The 17,358-nt window shown below is 71.1% G+C and carries 14 protein-coding genes; 5 read left to right on the top strand and 9 right to left on the bottom strand.

The genetic code is table 11. The annotated features are described in order from the left end of the window. Positions 1-90: 90 nt before the first annotated feature. The 6 genes from ACIBJG_RS06190 to ACIBJG_RS06215 form a co-directional block, all read right to left on the bottom strand. Positions 91-867, bottom strand: a complete 777-nt coding sequence (locus ACIBJG_RS06190; RefSeq protein ID WP_399304418.1) for a hypothetical protein — start codon at positions 865-867, stop codon at positions 91-93. 254 nt (positions 868-1,121) lie between these two features. Beyond that, on the bottom strand, positions 1,122-2,075 hold the full coding sequence (locus ACIBJG_RS06195) for an N-acetylmuramoyl-L-alanine amidase (protein ID WP_399304420.1): 954 nt from the start codon (positions 2,073-2,075) through the stop codon (positions 1,122-1,124). 41 nt (positions 2,076-2,116) lie between these two features. Further along, complete coding sequence (locus ACIBJG_RS06200) at positions 2,117-2,704, bottom strand: class I SAM-dependent methyltransferase (RefSeq protein ID WP_399304534.1); 588 nt, start codon at positions 2,702-2,704, stop codon at positions 2,117-2,119. Between the two features lie 160 nt (positions 2,705-2,864). Next, positions 2,865-4,193 carry a M20/M25/M40 family metallo-hydrolase gene (locus ACIBJG_RS06205; protein ID WP_399304422.1) on the bottom strand — a complete coding sequence of 443 codons (1,329 nt, stop codon included), beginning with the start codon at positions 4,191-4,193 and terminating at the stop codon, positions 2,865-2,867. After that, positions 4,190-5,578 (bottom strand): cytosine permease, encoded by a 1,389-nt coding sequence (locus ACIBJG_RS06210; protein ID WP_399304424.1) that lies wholly within the window; start codon positions 5,576-5,578, stop codon positions 4,190-4,192. The genes ACIBJG_RS06205 and ACIBJG_RS06210 overlap by 4 nt, the downstream gene beginning before the upstream one ends. Next, positions 5,578-6,531 carry a DUF1177 domain-containing protein gene (locus tag ACIBJG_RS06215; RefSeq protein WP_399304426.1) on the bottom strand — a complete coding sequence of 318 codons (954 nt, stop codon included), beginning with the start codon at positions 6,529-6,531 and terminating at the stop codon, positions 5,578-5,580. The genes ACIBJG_RS06210 and ACIBJG_RS06215 overlap by 1 nt, the downstream gene beginning before the upstream one ends. A 156-nt stretch (positions 6,532-6,687) precedes the next feature. On the opposite strand from ACIBJG_RS06215, the gene ACIBJG_RS06220 reads away from it, so the two are divergent. Both ACIBJG_RS06220 and pepE read left to right on the top strand, forming a co-directional pair. After that, positions 6,688-7,521: an IclR family transcriptional regulator gene (locus tag ACIBJG_RS06220; protein ID WP_399304536.1), complete on the top strand. Its 834-nt coding sequence runs from the start codon at positions 6,688-6,690 to the stop codon at positions 7,519-7,521. Positions 7,522-7,582: 61 nt separating this feature from the next. Next, the gene (gene pepE, locus ACIBJG_RS06225; protein ID WP_399304428.1) at positions 7,583-8,311 is read left to right on the top strand and encodes a dipeptidase PepE; all 729 of its coding nucleotides are present in this window, start codon (positions 7,583-7,585) and stop codon (positions 8,309-8,311) included. Here pepE and ACIBJG_RS06230 read toward each other — a convergent pair. Further along, complete coding sequence (locus tag ACIBJG_RS06230) at positions 8,274-10,085, bottom strand: MFS transporter (protein WP_399304430.1); 1,812 nt, start codon at positions 10,083-10,085, stop codon at positions 8,274-8,276. The genes pepE and ACIBJG_RS06230 overlap by 38 nt on opposite strands. 259 nt (positions 10,086-10,344) lie before the next feature. Between ACIBJG_RS06230 and ACIBJG_RS06235 the strand changes: the two genes are divergently transcribed. The 3 genes from ACIBJG_RS06235 (at position 10,345) to ACIBJG_RS06245 (ending at position 15,246) form a co-directional block, all read left to right on the top strand. Then, on the top strand, positions 10,345-12,519 hold the full coding sequence (locus ACIBJG_RS06235) for an acyl-CoA dehydrogenase (RefSeq protein ID WP_399304432.1): 2,175 nt from the start codon (positions 10,345-10,347) through the stop codon (positions 12,517-12,519). Positions 12,520-12,530: 11 nt separating this feature from the next. Continuing rightward, positions 12,531-13,727, top strand: coding sequence for a lipid-transfer protein (locus tag ACIBJG_RS06240; protein WP_399304434.1), 1,197 nt, complete (start codon positions 12,531-12,533; stop codon positions 13,725-13,727). An 85-nt stretch (positions 13,728-13,812) separates the two neighbouring features. Further along, on the top strand, positions 13,813-15,246 hold the full coding sequence (locus ACIBJG_RS06245; RefSeq protein ID WP_399304436.1) for an MFS transporter: 1,434 nt from the start codon (positions 13,813-13,815) through the stop codon (positions 15,244-15,246). 15 nt (positions 15,247-15,261) lie between these two features. On the opposite strand, the gene ACIBJG_RS06250 is transcribed toward ACIBJG_RS06245, so the two are convergent. Further along, on the bottom strand, positions 15,262-15,894 hold the full coding sequence (locus ACIBJG_RS06250) for a response regulator transcription factor (protein WP_359081659.1): 633 nt from the start codon (positions 15,892-15,894) through the stop codon (positions 15,262-15,264). A gap of 282 nt (positions 15,895-16,176) precedes the next feature. Continuing rightward, the gene (locus tag ACIBJG_RS06255; RefSeq protein WP_399304437.1) at positions 16,177-17,331 is read right to left on the bottom strand and encodes a N(5)-(carboxyethyl)ornithine synthase; all 1,155 of its coding nucleotides are present in this window, start codon (positions 17,329-17,331) and stop codon (positions 16,177-16,179) included. Positions 17,332-17,358 lie beyond the last annotated feature (27 nt).

Here is a 17,358-nt window from a genome sequence, read left to right on the forward strand (position 1 = left end):
GATGCATCAGATGTAGTCGGAGGGTACGACAGTGGCCCCCCGCCCGGAAGGGGCGGGGGGCCACTGTCGATGACCGCGTGCGCTGTGTCGTCAGCCGCGCTGGATGCCCGTGGTGTCCTGGAGCACACCGCGACGGCCGTCCTGCGTCTGGGCGATGAGGCCCGGACCGCGCTGCTCGACCGCGAGGTACCAGGTGCCCGGCGCCAGTTCGGCGATCGGAGCCGGCGAACCGTCCTCGCCGTACAGCGGACGGGCCACCGGCACCGCGAACCAGAACGGGGTGAAGTCACCGGCGGGCGCCGCCTGCTGGGCCGGAGCCTGGGCCTGCTGCGGGTCGGGCTGACCGGCCTGCGGCTGACCGCCGAACGCCGGTGCCTGGCCCTGCGGCTGACCGCCGTAGGACGGCTGCTGGGCACCCGGGTAGCCATAGCCCTGGCCCGGCTGGCCACCGTACGGCGGCTGAACGGCCTGCGGCTTCGGGGCGCCCGCAAGCGGGGCCTTGAGGGCCGGCAGCAGCGGGGAGGCGACCGCGCCCCCGGCCAGCGCCAGGGAGGCGATCAGGCCGAGGATCAGGCCGGCACCGGCGTCGATCTGGCCGAGGTCGATGATGGTCCAGAAGAGGCTCCACGCGGTGAACACCGTGGCGGCGATACCGAACTGGGCGAGGTCGAGACCGGCGACCTTGCGCGGCTGCGGCTGCGAACGGGACAGCACGATCAGTGCGGCACCGATCACTCCGACCATGTAGACACCGATCGCGTTGCCCAGGGAATCCCAGGAGTTCGGCGCGTCGATGCTGGAGCTTCCGTAGGAGAAGTAGTCGAGGAAAGAGGCGATGAACAGCACGACCGCTGCTCCGATCACCACGCCATCGCCTCGAGTGAGGGAGCGGATATTCACGTGAAGGTCCTTAGTCGGTCGTCTCGTCGGGGCGGTCGTCGCTGCCACCGGTACGGCGGGTACGGCGCGAAGCTCGGGAGCGGCCCCCCATCGTACGGATGAATCTATCGTCTGCCCGGGCGGGTTGTGTCCCTGCCCGGTCCTTGGGCGGGCATCCTCCCGAATTCATCGCAGAACCACCTCTTACTACCCCTTGAGGTGGCTGCTGACGCCGTCGGCCGCTACTCCTTGAGGTAGCTGCTGATGCCGTCCGCGATGCCCTGGGCCGCCTTCTGGCGCCAGCCCGCGCTGGTGAGCAGGGCGGCATCCTTCGGATCACGCATATTGCCGCATTCGATGAAGACTTTGGGGACGGTGGACAAATTCAGTCCGCCGAGATCCTTGCGGGTGTCCAAGCCGGTATTGCCGCCGATGTAATTGGAAGGCGCACTTCCGGTAGCGCGTACGAAGAGTCCGGCGATGCGGGTGCCCAGATCGCGCGAAGGACCCACGATCTTCGAGGTGTCCGCGCCGCCGCCGCGCACCGATGCGGGAAGAATCACATGGAAGCCGCGGTTCCCCGCCGCCGAACCGTCCGCGTGGACCGAGATGACGGCGTCCGCCCCGGCCTTGTTGCCGATCCGGGCCCGCTCGTCGACACAGGGCCCGAACGCCCGGTCGTCGTCGTACGTCAGGACCACCTTCGCGCCCTGTGCCTGGAGCAGCGTCCGGAGCCGGTGCGAGACGTCGAGCGTGAACCGGGCCTCCGCGTAACCGGAGTTGGTGGAGGTGCCGGTGGTGTCGCACTCCTTGTGCGTGGTGCCGATGTCCACCTGTCGGTTGATCTCGGCGGTGTGCAGGTGGTTGTCGGGGTTGTGGCCCGGGTCGATGACGACCGTCTTCCCGGACAGCGGCCCGGACGCGGTCGCCGGCGTGGAGGGGAAGGGCGTGGCGGGCTTCCTCGACGGGGCGGGGCTCGTGCGCACCGGTGACGGCGTTGCCGGGGAGGCCTTCGCCGGTGCGGACGCGGCCGCCGAGGACGGGGCCGCGTCGCCGCCCTTCCCGGGCTGCGCCTGCGCGCCGCTGTCGCCGCCGCAGCCGGAGACGCCGATGCCCAGACACAGCACGGTCAGCGCCGCCGCGGCGGCCCGCTTCGGCCGGCGGGGGGTGGGGGGAACTCTCTCGTCGTGACGCACCCGGCGATGCTATCCGGGAGCCCGCGCGGTGTCGGGGGCGCTCAGATTCCCGTCCCGGTACGCCGCAGCACCCGCAGTGAGTCCGTGACGGAGATCTCGGTGAACGCCCCCGACTCCAGCGCCCGCAGATACACCCGGTACGGGGCCTGGCCACCGTGCGCCGGGTCGGGGAACACGTCGTGGATCACCAGCAGGCCGCCCTCGGCGAGATGCGGGGCCCAGCCCTCGTAGTCGCCGTTCGCATGCTCGTCCGTGTGGCCTCCGTCGATGAAGACGAGGCCGAGCCGGCCGCCCCAGACGGCCGCCACCTGCGGGGAACGTCCGACGAGCGCCACCACGTGGTCCTCCAGGCCGGCGGCGTGCAGCGTCCGGCGGAACGTGGGCAGCGTGTCCATCCGGCCCACCTCGGGGTCCACCACCGTCGGGTCGTGGTACTCCCAGCCGGGCTGCTGCTCCTCGCTGCCCCGGTGGTGGTCGACGGTGAGGGCACTCACGCCCGCCGCACGCGCCGCGTCGGCGAGCAGGATCGTGGAGCGCCCGCAGTACGTGCCCACCTCCAGCAGCGGCAGACCGAGCGCGGCCGCCTCGGCGGCGGCGGCGTACAGCGCGAGTCCCTCGACCACCGGCATGAAGCCCTTGGCGGCCTGGAACGCGGCGAGAATCTCCGGCTTGGGCTCGGCGGCCACGGGTTCCTCCTGGTGGGACGGGCGATTCGATGGCGCCCCATCGTGCCGCACACCCCCGTCGACGAGGTCGGCGGGGGTGTGCGGCCAGGTAGGAGGGGGCGGTTCAGCAGCTCTGCCAGAGCCGGGTCATGACGCGGACACCGAAGCGGAGTCCCTCCAGCGGGACGCGCTCGTCCACGCCGTGGAAGAGCCGGCCGTAGTCCAGGTCGTGCGGGAGCTTGAGGCCCTTGAAGCCGAAGCAGCGGATGCCGAGGTGGGTGAAGGCCTTGGCGTCCGTGCCGCCGGGGTTGCAGTACGGCACCGGGTGGCCGTCCGGGTCCTCGGCGCGCACCGCGTCGCACATGGCGTCGACGAGCGGGCCGTCGAACGTGGTCTCCATCGCGATGTCGTGGTTGACCCACTCGCGGCTGACCGAGGGGAGCAGCAGCTTGTCGATCGTGTCGATCAGCTCCTGCTCGTGGCCCGGCAGGAAGCGGCCGTCGACACGGGCGGTGGCCTTCCCGGGGATCACGTTGGTCTGGTAGCCCGCGTTGAACATGGTGGGGTTCGCGGAGTTGCGGAGCACCACCTGCATGAAGTCGGAGACCGGGCCGAGCTTCGCGAGGCTGCCCTCGATGTCGTCCTCGTCGAACTCGACGCCGTAGAGGCGGGCGGCCTCCTCCAGCAGCGCGCGGACCGGCTCGATCAGCCGGATCGGGAAGGTCTCGCGGCCGATCCGGGTCAGCGACTCGGCGAGGTCGGTGACCGCGTTCTCGTCGTTGGGGGAGGAGCCGTGGCCGGCCCGGCCCGTCGCGGTGAGCTCCATCCAGGCCATGCCGCGCTGGGCGTTCTCGATCGGGTAGAGGCGACGGGTGTCGTCGAGGGCGAAGGAGAACCCGCCGCCCTCGCCGATCGCCTCGGTCACTCCGGCGAACAGCTCCGGACGGTGCTCGACCAGCCAGTGGGCGCCGAACTTGCCGCCCGCCTCCTCGTCAGCGAGGAAGGCCAGGACCAGATCGCGCGAGGGCTGCGTGCCGGTGCGGGCGAAGTGGCGGGCGGTGGCCAGCATGACGGCCACCGTGTCCTTCATGTCGATCGCGCCGCGGCCCCACAGGTAGCCGTCCCGGATCTCGCCGGAGAACGGCGGCACCTGCCACTCGGAGGCGTCGGCGGGCACCACGTCCAGGTGGCCGTGGACCATCAGGGCACCGCGCTCGGGATCACGGCCCGCGATCCGGGCGATGACGCTGGCCCGGCCGGGGGCGGACTCGATCAACTCGGACTCGATGCCGACCTCGGCGAGGCGGCCCACGACCCACTCGGCGCTCGCGCGCTCGTTGCTCGTGGGGTTGGAGGTGTCGAAGCGGATCAGCTCGGCGCAGAGGTCGACGACCTCGGCCTGGGCCTCATCGGAAGCCGGGACCAGGGGGGCGGTGTCGGGGACGGTGCTCATGCTGCTCCCACGGAAGTGGTGGTGCGGGCGGCGGGGGCTGCGTCGCCCTCGTCGTCCAGGGTGGAGGTGCCGTACGGCTTCACCCAGCCCAGCAGGCCGAGGACGCAGTACAGGACGAAGGCGGTGGCCAGTGAGTTCAGGGCCGGGATGCCGCCGTCGTAGAACTTGCCGACGCAGAACGCCACGATCCAGATGACGATGGACATCGGCACCCAGGTCGGCGAGGTCTTCGGCAGGGTCTGGGACTCCCGGGTGTCGTCCAGCGGCTTGCGCATCTTCTTCACGACCCAGTACTCGGCCACGATGATGCCGCCGATCGGCGGGATCGCGACGCCGAGGATGGTGAGGAACTCGGTGAAGTGGGTCATGATCCCGACCGCGGACAGGAGCGTGCCCGCGATGCCGAGGACGATCGTGACTGCGCCTCGGTGGACGCGCTTGCCGAAGACGACCTGGAAGAAGTTGACGACGCCGAGCGAGGAGCCGTACAGGTTCCAGTCGTTGATCTTGGCGGTGGACATCAGGACCACGATCACCCCGAAGGCACCGGAGGTGGAGAGCACGATGTGCGAGACCTCGTTGCTCTTGACCAGGTGGCCGAGCAGCACGCCGGTCAGTCCGACGATGTACTCGGACAGGATCATCGACGAGGCGCTCTGCAGGAAGACGTGCGAGCCCCGCTTGTTGTAGCGGGTCATCTCCGGGGAGACGATCGCGCCCGTCATGTAGCCACCCGCGATGGCGGTGGCCGCGACGGCCAGCGGAATCGTTTCGCCGGGCGGCGGCGAGTGGATCAGGTCGCTGAACGAGTGGTCGTTGAGCGTGGTGATGACGGACCAGGCGACCATCGCGAAGAACAGCGGGGTGACGATCTTCGCGAAGTTGGCCATGTACTTGAAGCCGAAGATCACCAGGGCGGTGATGGCGATCCCGGCGAGCACGCACCACATCCAGGACGGTCCGCCGACCAGCGCCGAGACGCTGTTGCCGAAGATCGTGTTCTGGACGCCGAACCAGCCGACGAGGCTGACCGCGATGACGAAGCTGACCAGTGCGGAACCGTTCCGGCCGAAGCCCACCCAGCGGGTCAGCATCGGGGTGGCGAGACCTTCACGCATGCCGGCCAGGCCGATCGCGAAGATCACCACCTCCAGGATCACCGCGCCGAGCGTGAAGGCGAGGAAGGCGTTGCCGAAGGTCATGCCGACGCCGATGGTGGCGCCGAGCGTGAACTGCGAGATCGAACCGGACTGGGCCAGCCACTGGAGCAGCATCGACCAGAAGCCGAACCGCTTGTCGCGCGGGACGCGCGAGAGCGAGTAGTCGTCGCTGCCGATGCTCTTGGTCTCGTGGACCACGGCGTCGGCCTGCGGGGCGTCTGCCATCAGGACTCCTGGGGGGTGCGGCCGAAGGTCTGCAGGTGAGCCAGCGACCCGTAGCGGTTGACGAGGTTGTCGAACTCCACCGCGTTGTGGAAGTCCAGGTGGCCGCCGCCGTAGGCCTTGGCGACCTCCACGGCGTAGCGGGCGGCGGACGCGATGTCGCTCTCGTGACTCGCGCCGGTGCCGCAGCCCGGCACCGCGGCGGCCGAGGTGATGGCCAGACCGACGACGGGGGCGGCCGTCGCGGTGGCGGGCTGGAGGATCGAATTGATGTGGTGTGCACCGTTACCGTACGGCGTGATGTCCTGCGTGGTCACGGGGTATGTGACCAGCGGCTCACCGGTCACCACGGCCAGCAGCTCGCCGAGCTGCTCGCTGACGCGGAGCACCCAGCCCTCCTTGACGGTGGGCGAGAGGGCGAGGCCCTTGTGGTTGATGATCCGGTTGCCCTTGGTGGTGTCGATGGAGAGCACGGCCTCCATCTCGCCGGTCACCTCGTGCCGGTTCATGGTGGCGATGTCCACGGGCGAACCCATGAACGGCACCGGCTCGTGCGGCTCGGTCGGCGCGTTCGGGCAGATGTGGGTGGCGACGATCACATCGCCGGGCAGCACGTCGCCGCGGCGGCGCATGTCGAGCAGCTTGGCGGCGGTGGCGACGGCCGAGGCCGCGCCGTCGGCGTCGGAGACCATGCCGGTCACCTCGGGTCGGGCGCCGATGCCGCCGAGCCGCCCGACGACGCCAAGGGTGCGGGCGTCGCCTCCGGCCGTACGTCCCCGGGAGCCGGGAATGCGGACCATCACGAAGTCCGTCGAGCCCTGCTCGCCGGCGACCGTGGTGACCTCTGCGGACGAGCCCTCGGCCCCCGCTGCGGAGTCGAGGTACTCGACGACCGTCTTGCCATTGACCTGGGGGTCGTCGAGGAGATCGACGACGTCCAGTACGTACTTCAACATGGGGGGCCTTTCTCGCGCATCCATCACACCCGTCCGGCGCCCGGCAGGGAGTGGGACGCCGGACGGGGTGCTGAGAGCAGATTCGGGATCGGATAGCGTTGAACGCAACTGTTTCCCGTTATCTGCAATTCAGGTCTGAATGGTGAGATGGGTGAGATGACGATGGCGGACTTCGATCTGGACCGGCGTACTCCCGCCGGGGCCCTGCAAACCGTCGACCGGGCGCTCCTCGTGCTGCTCGCGTTCGAGCGGACCAGACCCGACTGGGGCGTCACCGAGGTCGCCGAGGAGTTCGGCTGGGACACCTCGGTGGCCCAGCGGCTGCTCGCCACCCTCGCGGGACGCGGCTTCCTGGTCTCCGACCCGGCCACCCGCCGCTACCGCATCGGCCCCGCCGTGCTGCGCCTGGGCAGGCTCTGGGAGCGCTCCGGATCGCTGGAGCTGCTGGCCGGTCCGGTCCTGGCGGAGCTGCGCCGGGTCACCGGCGACACCGTGTTGTTCTGCCTGCCGGACAGCTTCCACATGCGGTGCGTGGCCGCCGAGGAGGGCGAGACCGGGCCGCTGCGCTACTACCCGCTGGTCGGTGAGCTCTACCCGGCGCACGCCGGGGCCACAGCCAAGTCGTTCTACGCCTACCTGCCGGACGAGCAGCGCCACCGGCTCTTCCGGGGACGCCCGATGGCCCGGTTCACCGAGCGGACCGTCACCGATCCGGACCTGCTGGAGCAGGAGCTCCTGAACGTCCGTGCCCAGGGGTACGCCTGGACGGTCGGCGAGTACGACACCGGCATCGCGACCGTCGCCGTACCGGTCTTCCTCGGGCGTGAACCGTACGGAAGCCTCAGCCTGGGCGGCGCGAAGGAACGCTTCGAGGGGGCGCCGGACAACCGCCTCGAAGCGCTGCGGCAGGCCGCCGACCTGCTGGAGAAGCGCCTGACCCACCCGCCGCAGCGCCCGAAGCCCAAGGCCCGCCGACCCCGCGCGACGTGACCCGGCGCCCGACACCCGCACCCGCACGACCTGATCCAAGAGAACCCCGAAGAGGAACCCCGTGAATCTGCTCCTGCTCTCCAACTCCACCCAGTACGGCTGCGGTTACCTGGAACACGCCCTCGACACGGTGGCCGCCTTCCTGCCCTCCGGCGCCCGGCTGGCCTTCGTTCCCTACGCGCTCGCCGACTACACCACGTACACGGCCCGCGTTCGCGATGCTCTCGAACCGGCCGGCGTCAGCGTCCGCGGTGTGCACGAGAACGCCGACCCGGTCGCCGAACTCGCCGCGTCCGACGCCGTGTTCATCGGCGGCGGCAACTCGTTCCGGCTGCTGAGCGCGCTCTACCGGACCGGTCTGCGGGACGCCGTCATCGAGGCGGTGCGCGAGGGGCTCCCGTACATGGGCGCCAGTGCGGGGACGAACATGGCGGCGCCCACCCTCCGTACGACCAACGACATGCCCATCGTGCAGCCGCCGTCCTTCGAGACGCTCGGCCTCGTCCCGTTCCAGATCAACCCGCACTACCTGGACCCGGACCCGGACAGCACCCACAAGGGCGAGACCCGTCAGGAGCGGCTCACCGAGTTCCTGGAGGAGAACGACGTGCCCGTGCTCGGTCTTCGCGAGGGCTCATGGCTGCGGGTCAACGGTCGCCAGGCCCGGGTCCAGGGCGCCCGTCCCGCCCGGCTGTTCGCCCGCGGCGCGCAGCCGCAGGAACTTCCGGTGGGGACGGACGTCTCTCATCTGCTCACGACCGCGCCGCGGTTCGACGCTCCGGTGCGCTGACCGGCAGCACCAGATCGGTCTCGGCCCGCGTCCCGTCCGCCGGGTACGACGCGGGGCGGGCCCGCGGCGCGTGTCCGGCGGCCGAACCGGCCAGGACGAAACTGCCGTTGCCGGGGGCGGCGAGCGCGTAGCGGCCCTCCGCGTCCGTCGTGGTGAGCCCGGCCTGCCGGCCGTGCCGGTCGATCAGGGTCACATTGGCCCCGGCCACCGGTGTCCCGTGCGCGTCCAGTACGCGGCCGCGGAAGCCGTCGGAGCCGGCGAAGGGGTGCGGGACGGCGGGGAGTGGCTCGCCGGCCTCGCGCGCGGCGTCGTCGGCCGCGCTGCTCGCCAGCAGCAGCGGCGCGTTGGCCTTCCGCGGCGACGGCAGGAACGCCGCCAGGACGAGACCGACCAGCACCGCACCCGTGGCGATCATGAACGAGGTGCGGAACCCCTCCATGCTGGGCACCGCGACCGGCCCCATCCGCACCGAGGTGTTCGCCAGCACCATGCCGATCACCGCGCTCGACACCGAGGTGCCGATCGAGCGCATCAGGGTGTTCAGCCCGTTGGCCGCGCCCGTCTCCGAGGCGTCGACCGCCCCGATGATCAGGGCGGGCAGCGAGGAGTACGCGAGTCCGATACCGGCCCCGAGCAGCACCGCGATCACGATGGTCTGCCAGGCGGCGCTCATCAGGCCGAGCCCGGCCCCGTAACCGATCGCGATGATCGCCATGCCGAGCATCAGCGTCATCTTGGGGCCGTACCGGGCGGAGATCCGGGCGTACAGCGGGGCGACGAACATCATCGTCAGGCCCAGCGGGGCCACGCACAGTCCGGCGACCACCATCGACTGGCCGAGCCCGTAACCGGTGGACGCCGGCAACTGGAGCAGCTGCGGAAGAACCAGCGAGACGGCGTAGAAGGCGACCCCGACCATGATCGAGGCGAGGTTGGTGAGCAGCACCTCGCGCCGGGCCGTGGTCCGCAGGTCGACCAGGGGCGCGTCGCTCCGCAGCTCGAAGACGCCCCAGAGAACGAGGACCACCAGGGCGGCGGCGATCAGGCCGAGCGTGGTGCCCGAGGTCCAGCCCCAGTCGCTGCCCTTGGTGATCGGCAGCAGCAGGAGGACCAGGCCGAGCGAGAGGCCGAGCGCGCCCGTGACGTCGAACCGCCCGGGGGCGCGCAGCGAGGTCTCCGGCACCGCGAGCACGGTCAGTCCCATGGCGAGCACGCCGAGACCGGCCGAGCCGAAGAAGAGGGTGTGCCAGTCGGCGTGCTGGGCGACCAGCGCGGCGGCGGGCAGTGCGAGTCCGCCGCCCACCCCGATCGAGGAACTCATCAGGGCCATCGCCGAGCCGAGCTTCTCGCGCGGCAGTTCGTCGCGCATGATCCCGATGCCCAGCGGGATGGCGCCCATGGCGAAGCCCTGGAGCGCACGGCCCACGATCATGATCACGAGGTCGTCGGTGAACGCGCATATCAGCGAGCCGACGACCATCACGGCAAGGCTGGCCAGCAGCATCTTCCGCTTGCCGTTGAGGTCTCCGAGCCGTCCCATGATCGGGGTGGACACGGCGCCGGCGAGCAGGGTCGCGGTCATCACCCAGGTCGCGTTGGACGGGTCGGTGTTCAGAAGGGTGGGCAGGTCTTTGATGACGGGGACGAGCAGGGTCTGCATCACTGCGACGGTGATGCCCGCGAAGGCCAGCACGGGGACGATCCCGCGACCCGCCTTCGATGTCCGTGGATCAGGAAGCTCCGCGGCGGGCTTCTCGTGCGTCGTCTGTGCCATGCGTGCGGCCTCCGGGCAGCGGAAGAGGGGAGCGGGGGCGGTCGTGCGGTCCCTGCGGCGGACTGCGCTGACCGCCAAGTGCGTGCACGGTGCAACCTTCCGGACGATTGAGGTATTCCGGTGAATGGGGCAAGAACAGGTCAAGGCGGCCTGCCCGGTATCCGGCCCGGTCTAAGTCGATGCTCATCTGACCTTCCGTCAGATTGGAACGTGTTCTACTCTTGCGCCGTTCCAGTGGCTGCGACCGGCGAGGATCCGCATGGGCATCGGAATCACCGAAGAACACAGGGAGCTCGCGCAGGCCGTACGGGGATGGCTGGCGCGGGCCGTACCGCCCGGAGAAATCCGCAAACTGCTCGACGCGGACGCCCCCGCCGCCCCCGGCGCACGCCCCGCGTACTGGGACGGCCTCGTGGAGCAGGGCCTGCTCGGCATCCATCTGCCCGAGGAGTACGGGGGAGGGGACGGCGATCTCCTCGACCTGGCCGTCGTCCTCGAAGAGGCGGGGCGGGCCGCACTCCCGGGCCCTTACCTGGCAAGCTCCCTCGCCTCCGCCGTCCTGCACGCCTCGGGCGCCGGTGAACTGGTGCGCGAGCTGGCGGCCGGTACACGCGTCGGGGCCGTCGCCCTTGCCCCCGGCGGCCTCACCGCCGTCGAGCACGAGGACGGTCACCTCCTGGACGGCGAGCTGCCGCCGGTCCTCTCCGGCGCCGAGGCCGACCTGCTCCTGCTCCCGGCCGCCTCGGCCACCGGCCTGTGCTGGTTCGCCGTCGACACCACCGCACCGGGCCTCACCGTGCGCCCGCACCGCAGCGCCGACCCCACCCGGCCCACGGCCGCGGTCCGCGCCGACGGGGTCCTGGTCCCGGCCGGCCGCGTCCTGCGCACCGACTCCGGCCTCGTCCGCGACCTCGCCGCCGTCCTCCTCGCCGCCGAGGCCTGCGGCACCGCGGGCCGCTCGCTGGACACCGCCACCGAACACGCCAAGGTCCGCGAACAGTTCGGCCGCCCCATCGGACAGTTCCAGGGCGTCAAGCACCTGTGCGCCGACATGCTCGTACGCGTCGAACAGGCCCGCGCCCTGACCTGGGACGCCGCCCGGGCGGCCGGTGAGCCGGAAGAGGTGCGGGCCCTGACCGCCGCGCTCGCCGCCGCGACCGCGCTGGACGCCGCGTACGGCTGCGCCAAGGACGCCATCCAGATCCTTGGCGGCATCGGCTTCACCTGGGAGCACGACGCCCACCTCTATCTGCGCCGCGCACTGGTGGCACGGCAGCTGCTGGGCGCCGGGGACGAACACCGGCAGCGGGCCGTCCGCCTGGCCACGGGCGGTGCACGCCGCGAGCTCACCCTGGAACTCCCCGAGGAGGCGGCCGCACACCGCTCGGCGGCCCGCGAGGCCGTCACCGCCGCCCACGGCCTCGACCCGGGAGCCGCCCGCCGTGCCCTCGCCCCCACCGGCTACGCGGCCCCCCATCTGCCGGAGCCCTACGGACTCGGCGCGGGGCCCGTACAACAGCTCGCCGTCCAGCAGGAGTTGCGCGAGCAGGGCGTGCAGCTGAGCGGCCTGGGGATCGCCACCTGGGTGGTGCCCTCCCTCATCGCACACGGGACCACCGAGCAACAGGACCGCTACCTCCTGCCCACCCTGCGCGGCGAACTCCTGTGGTGCCAGCTGTTCTCCGAGCCCGGCGCCGGCTCCGACCTCGCCTCCCTGCGCACCCGGGCCGAACGGACCCCCGAGGGCTGGCGGATCAACGGCCAGAAGGTGTGGACGAGCGCCGCCCAGTGGGCCGACCACGGAATTCTGCTCGCCAGGACCGACCCGGACGCACCCAAGCACCAGGGGCTCGGCTACTTCCTCGTCGACATGAAGAACACCGAGGGCGTCGACATCCGCCCCCTGAAGGAGATCACCGGCGACTCCCTCTTCAACGAGGTGTACTTCGATGACGTCCTGCTGCCCGACGACGCCCTGGTCGGGGAGGCGGGCGGCGGCTGGCAGGTCGCCCGCAACACCCTGGGCAACGAACGCGTCCACATGGCCGACCAGGTGGCCTTCGACACCGGCCTGGAAGCCCTGATCGAGCGCGCCGCCGGACTCGACGGCGCCTGCCGGGCCCGGATCGGGGCGCTGGCAGCGGAGGCCCACGCGTTGGGCTGCATCGGACTGCGCACCACGCTCCAGCAGGTCTCCGGACTGGAGCCCGGCGCGGGCGCCTCCGTACGCAAGCTCGTCCAGACCGTCCACCAGCAGAAGGTCGCCGAGCTCGCCCTCGAACTCCTCGGCCCGGACGGGGCGGTGTGCGAAGGGGCGGGGGAGCGGGCGGTGCACGGTTTCCTGATGTCCCGCTGCCTCACCATCGCGGGCGGCACCACCCAGGTCCAGCTCAACGTCGTCGCCGAGCGCATCCTCGGCCTCCCGCGGGACTGAGAGGAATCGACATGAAGGCGTACATCGTCGGCGTAGGCATGACGAGGTTCGAGAAGCCCGAGACCCGCGACTGGCAGTACTGGGACATGGTCAGGGAGGCCGGTACCGCCGCCCTCACCGATGCCTCGGTCACGTACGAGGAGATCCAGCAGGCCGCCGTCGGCTACTGCTTCCAGGCCTCCACCGCCGGGCAGCGCGCCGTCTACGGGCTCGGACTGACCGGCATACCCGTCTACAACGTCAACAACAACTGTGCCACCGGCTCCACCGCCCTGATGATGGCCCGCCAGTTCGTCGAGGGCGGTGGCAGCGACTGCGTGCTGGCCCTCGGCTTCGAGAAGATGGCGCGCGGATCGCTCGGCGGCGGCGGATCCGACGGCGGAGCGGGCGACTTCAAGACATCCCCGGTCGCCCGGCACTACGGGATCATGGCCGCCGCCCACGGCTTCGAGATGACCCCGCCCACCGCACAGATCTTCGGCAACGCCGCACGGGAACACATGGAGCGGTACGGCACCACGGAAGCACAGCTCGCCGCCGTCGCCGCCAAGAACCACCGCCACTCGGCCGGCAATCCGTACGCCCAGTTCCAGGACCCGTACACGGTCGACGAGGTGCTGGCCGCCAAGCCCATCCACCGCCCCCTCACCCGGCTCCAGTGCTCCCCGACCTCCGACGGGGCGGCGGCGGCCGTCGTCGTCTCGGAGCGCTTCGTCGAGCAGCACGGCCTCGGCGACCGGGCCGTCGAGATCGCCGCCCAGGCCATGACGACCGACACCGGGGCCTCCTTCGCCTCCGGGACCTGCATCGACGCGGTCGGGCTGCCCATGTCGCGGGAGGCGGCACGGCAGGTGTACGAGAGGGCCGGCGTCGGCGCCGACGACCTCGACGTGATCGAGCTCCACGACTGCTTCTCCATCAACGAACTCCTCACCTACGAGGCGCTCGGCCTGTGCGGCGAGGGCGAGTCCGGGGCCCTCGTCGAGTCCGGCGCCACCACCCACGGCGGCCGCTGGGTGGTCAACCCGTCCGGCGGGCTGATATCCAAGGGGCACCCCCTCGGCGCCACCGGGATCGCCCAGGCCGCCGAACTCACCTGGCAGCTCAGGGGCGAGGCCGGCCCCCGCCAGGTACCGGGCGCCAGGACCGGGCTCGCCCACAACATCGGGCTCGGCGGCGCGGCGGTGGTGACACTCCTGCGGCGCTGAACCCCTGGAGTCCCGGTCCTACGCCGCTGGACCGAGACCGGTACGGTCCGGAAACCGATGTACGGGGTGCGGGGCGGCTGCGAGTATGACGCTCATGGTTGACGTCTCGACGCCCACACGCCGTAGCGGCGGCACCCGGACCCGTACCTGGGCGGTCGTGCTCGCCGCCTGTACCGGTCAGTTCCTCGTCGTCCTCGACGTGTCCGTCGTCAATGTGGCACTCCCCTCCATGCGCACCGACCTGGGGCTGAGCGCCGCGGGGCTGCAATGGGTGCTCAACGCGTACTCGATCGCCTTCGCCGGGTTCATGCTGCTCGGCGGGCGGGCCGCCGACCTCTACGGCCGCAAGCGGATGTTCCTCGTCGGCCTCGGCCTGTTCACCGCCGCCTCCCTCGCCGGCGGACTCGCCCAGGAGGGCTGGCAGTTGCTCGGCGCCCGCGCCGCCCAGGGACTCGGCGCCGCGGTGCTCGCCCCCGCGACCCTCACCCTGCTCACCGCGGCCGTCCCCGAGGGGCCGGCCAGGACCAGGGCGATAGGCACCTGGATGGCCGTCGGCGCGGGCGGCGGCGCGGCCGGCGGGCTGATCGGCGGAGTGCTCACCGACGCCCTGTCCTGGCGGTGGGTCCTGCTCATCAACGTGCCCGTCGGGGTGCTCGTCCTGGTAGGCGCCACCCTGTGGCTCGCCGAGGGCCGGGCCGGCGAGCGCAGTGGCCGTATCGACCTCCCGGGCGCGTTGCTCGTCACGGCGGGCCTGGCCGCGGTCGCGTACGGCATCGTGCACACCGAGGAATCGGGCTGGACCGCCGCCGCGACCCTGGTTCCGCTGCTGGCCGGACTGGCGCTGCTCGCCCTGTTCGTCCTGGTGGAGGCCCGGACGGCAAAGCCGCTGATGCCGCTACGGGTGCTGGCGGCGCGTGCGGTGGCGTCGGCGAACGTGGCGATGTTCGTGATCGGCTCGGCCACGTTCTCGATGTGGTACTTCATGACCGTGTACGCGCAGAACGTCCTGGGCTACTCCGCGCTGGAGGCCGGACTCGCCCTGATGCCCACCTCGGTGGCCATCGTGGCCGGCTCCAAGTGCGCACCGCGGCTGATGGCCAGGACCGGCGCGAAGAACCTGGCGCTGATCGGCACGGCGATGGCCGCCGCGGGCTTCGGCTGGCAGTCCACGATGACGGCCGACGGCTCGTACCTCACCGCGGTCTGCCTGCCGGGCATCCTGATGATGGCCGGCACCGGCCTCGCGGCCACCCCGCTCGCCACCCTCGCCATCTCCGGCGCGGCCTCCGGCGAGGCGGGCCTGGTCTCCGGCCTCGTCAACACCTCCCGCACGATGGGCGGCGCCCTCGGCCTGGCCGTACTCTCCACGGTCGCCGCGGCCCGTACGGCGGGCTCCCCGGACGCGGTGGACCTCACGGCCGGCTACGCCCTGGCCTTCCGGACGGCGGGCGGGGTGCTGCTCGGCGGGCTGCTGCTGATGGTCCTCTGGCTGCCCCGCCACGGGTCGGCGAAGCGCTGAAGGCCACCTCTCGGGTCAGAGCCAGCCCTGCTGCCGGGCCGCCCGGACCGCCTCCATCCGGTTGCGCGTGCCCGTCTTCCCGATCGCCGCGGACAGGTAGTTGCGGACGGTCGACTCCGACAGGTGCAGCTTCAGCGCGATGTCGGCGACCGTCGCCCCGTCCACCGAGGCGACCAGCGCATCGCGTTCCCGCGCCGTCAGCGGGCTCGGGCCCGCGCTCAGCGCGGCGGCGGCCAGGGCTGGGTCGATGACGGTCTCCCCGGTCAGCACCCGGCGGATCGCCGCCGCGAGCTCCTCGACCGGACCGTCCTTCACCAGGAACCCCGCCGCACCCGCCTCCATCGCCCGCCGCAGATAGCCGGGCCGGCCGAAGGTGGTGAGGATCAGCACCCGGCAGTCCGGCACCTCCTCCCGCAGATCGGCGGCCGCGTCCAGCCCGCTGCGGCCCGGGAGTTCGATGTCGAGGAGCGCCACATCGGGCCGCGACGTCAGGGCGGCGGCCACGATCTCGTCGCCCGCGCCCACCTGGGCCACCACCTCGATGTCGGGCTCCAGACCGAGCAGCAGGGCGAGCGCACCGCGCATCATGCCCTGGTCCTCGGCGAGCAGCACGCGTACGGACTTGGACGGCCGGTGATCCTGCGGCATCTCGTTCACGTGAACAGGGTATGGCGGGTGGGGTGTTGGGGCGCGTTCCGGCAGGGCTGTGTGCACGTGCGAAAGCACCGATTGTCGCTGCCGGGGTGCGTCATACGGGCCGGCGACGTGACCCCACTCCGCCACGCTGATGAGCAGCGCACCGGGCCAGGCCGCGCCGGCGTCCACGTCACTGCCGGGCGATGACAGCGAATTCGTACAGCGTGGCTCCGTCCGGCGCGGCTGGTCGACGGTGTACCCGGCGTGGGTCTGCCGTCGACCAGGTGGCACGGTTCAGAGCAGCGCGTGCGGGTACTGCTCGGCGCGGTGCTGGAAGGCCAGAACCGCGGGGTTCTGGACGGTGCCGTCGCGGATCTCGATCGCTCGGCGAATGGTGCGGTCATCGTCCCAGCCGGCCGGCCCTTCGAGGACCGGCCGCAGGAACGGGATCAGCGCCTCGCTGTTCTCCCAGGTGGCCGCATCCCACAGATAGGAGGGGCTGTGGTCCACGGCGTAGTAGTGGACGTTGTCGCCGACGGTGAACATCGGCTCACTGAAGGTAGTGGGCCGAGCCCAGGTGAAACCCATGCCCTCGTCGCAGGAGACATCGATGACGAGGGTGCCGGGCGCGAGCTTTGCCAGATCCTCCTCTATGAGGAACATCAGCGGCGCAGCGGTGTCCTGGAGTACGCAGTTGACGATGATGTCGTGTCCGGCGAGGAACTCGGCCAGTGGCTCCGGGCCGTCCTCGGTGAGCGCGATGCTGCGCCGCGGGTCCAGGGTGTCGTCGGCCACGTCGTGGTCGAAGCGCACGATCCGTGCCGAGTGGATCGGTGAGCTGACGGCGGTGGTACCGCGGGCAGTCAGCACGTCCACGTCGTGCACGCCGAGCGCGCTGAGCGCGGTCACCGCGCCGCGGGCGGTGGCGCCGAAGCCGATCACCGCAGCACGCCGCCGGCGCCCGTAGTCACCGGTCGCCCCGGTCAGCTGCATGGCATGCAACACCGACGAGTAGCCGGCCAGCTCGTTGTTCTTGTGGAAAACGTGCAGGTTGAATCCACCCGTCCGGTTCCAGTGGTGCATCGCCTCGAAGGCGATCACCGTGAGCCTCCGGTCGACGGCGGCCTGCGTGACCTTCTCGTCCTGCACGCAGTGCGGCCACCCCCACAGCACCTGGCCCTCCCGCAGCTCCGCCAGATCCTCGTGCAACGGTTTGGCCAGCAGGATGACGTCACACTCTGCGATCAGTTCCTCGCGTGTGCGGAAACCGGCGACCTGCGAGGCAAGCTGACGGTCCGAAACGCCGAAGTGGTCTCCGTAGCCGGTCTGCAGATAGATGCTGGACCGGAGGTCGACGTCGATGCGTTCGAAGTGTGCTGGATGGATCGGCAGACGGTGCTCGTTCTCTTTACGGGCCTGCGACATGATTCCGAGCTTGAGCTGCTGCAAAATACCCCTCTGATTGCCACCTGTCTA

It is taken from the genome of Streptomyces sp. NPDC050422, from assembly GCF_044458665.1.
Classification (GTDB): Bacteria; Actinomycetota; Actinomycetes; order Streptomycetales; family Streptomycetaceae; genus Streptomyces.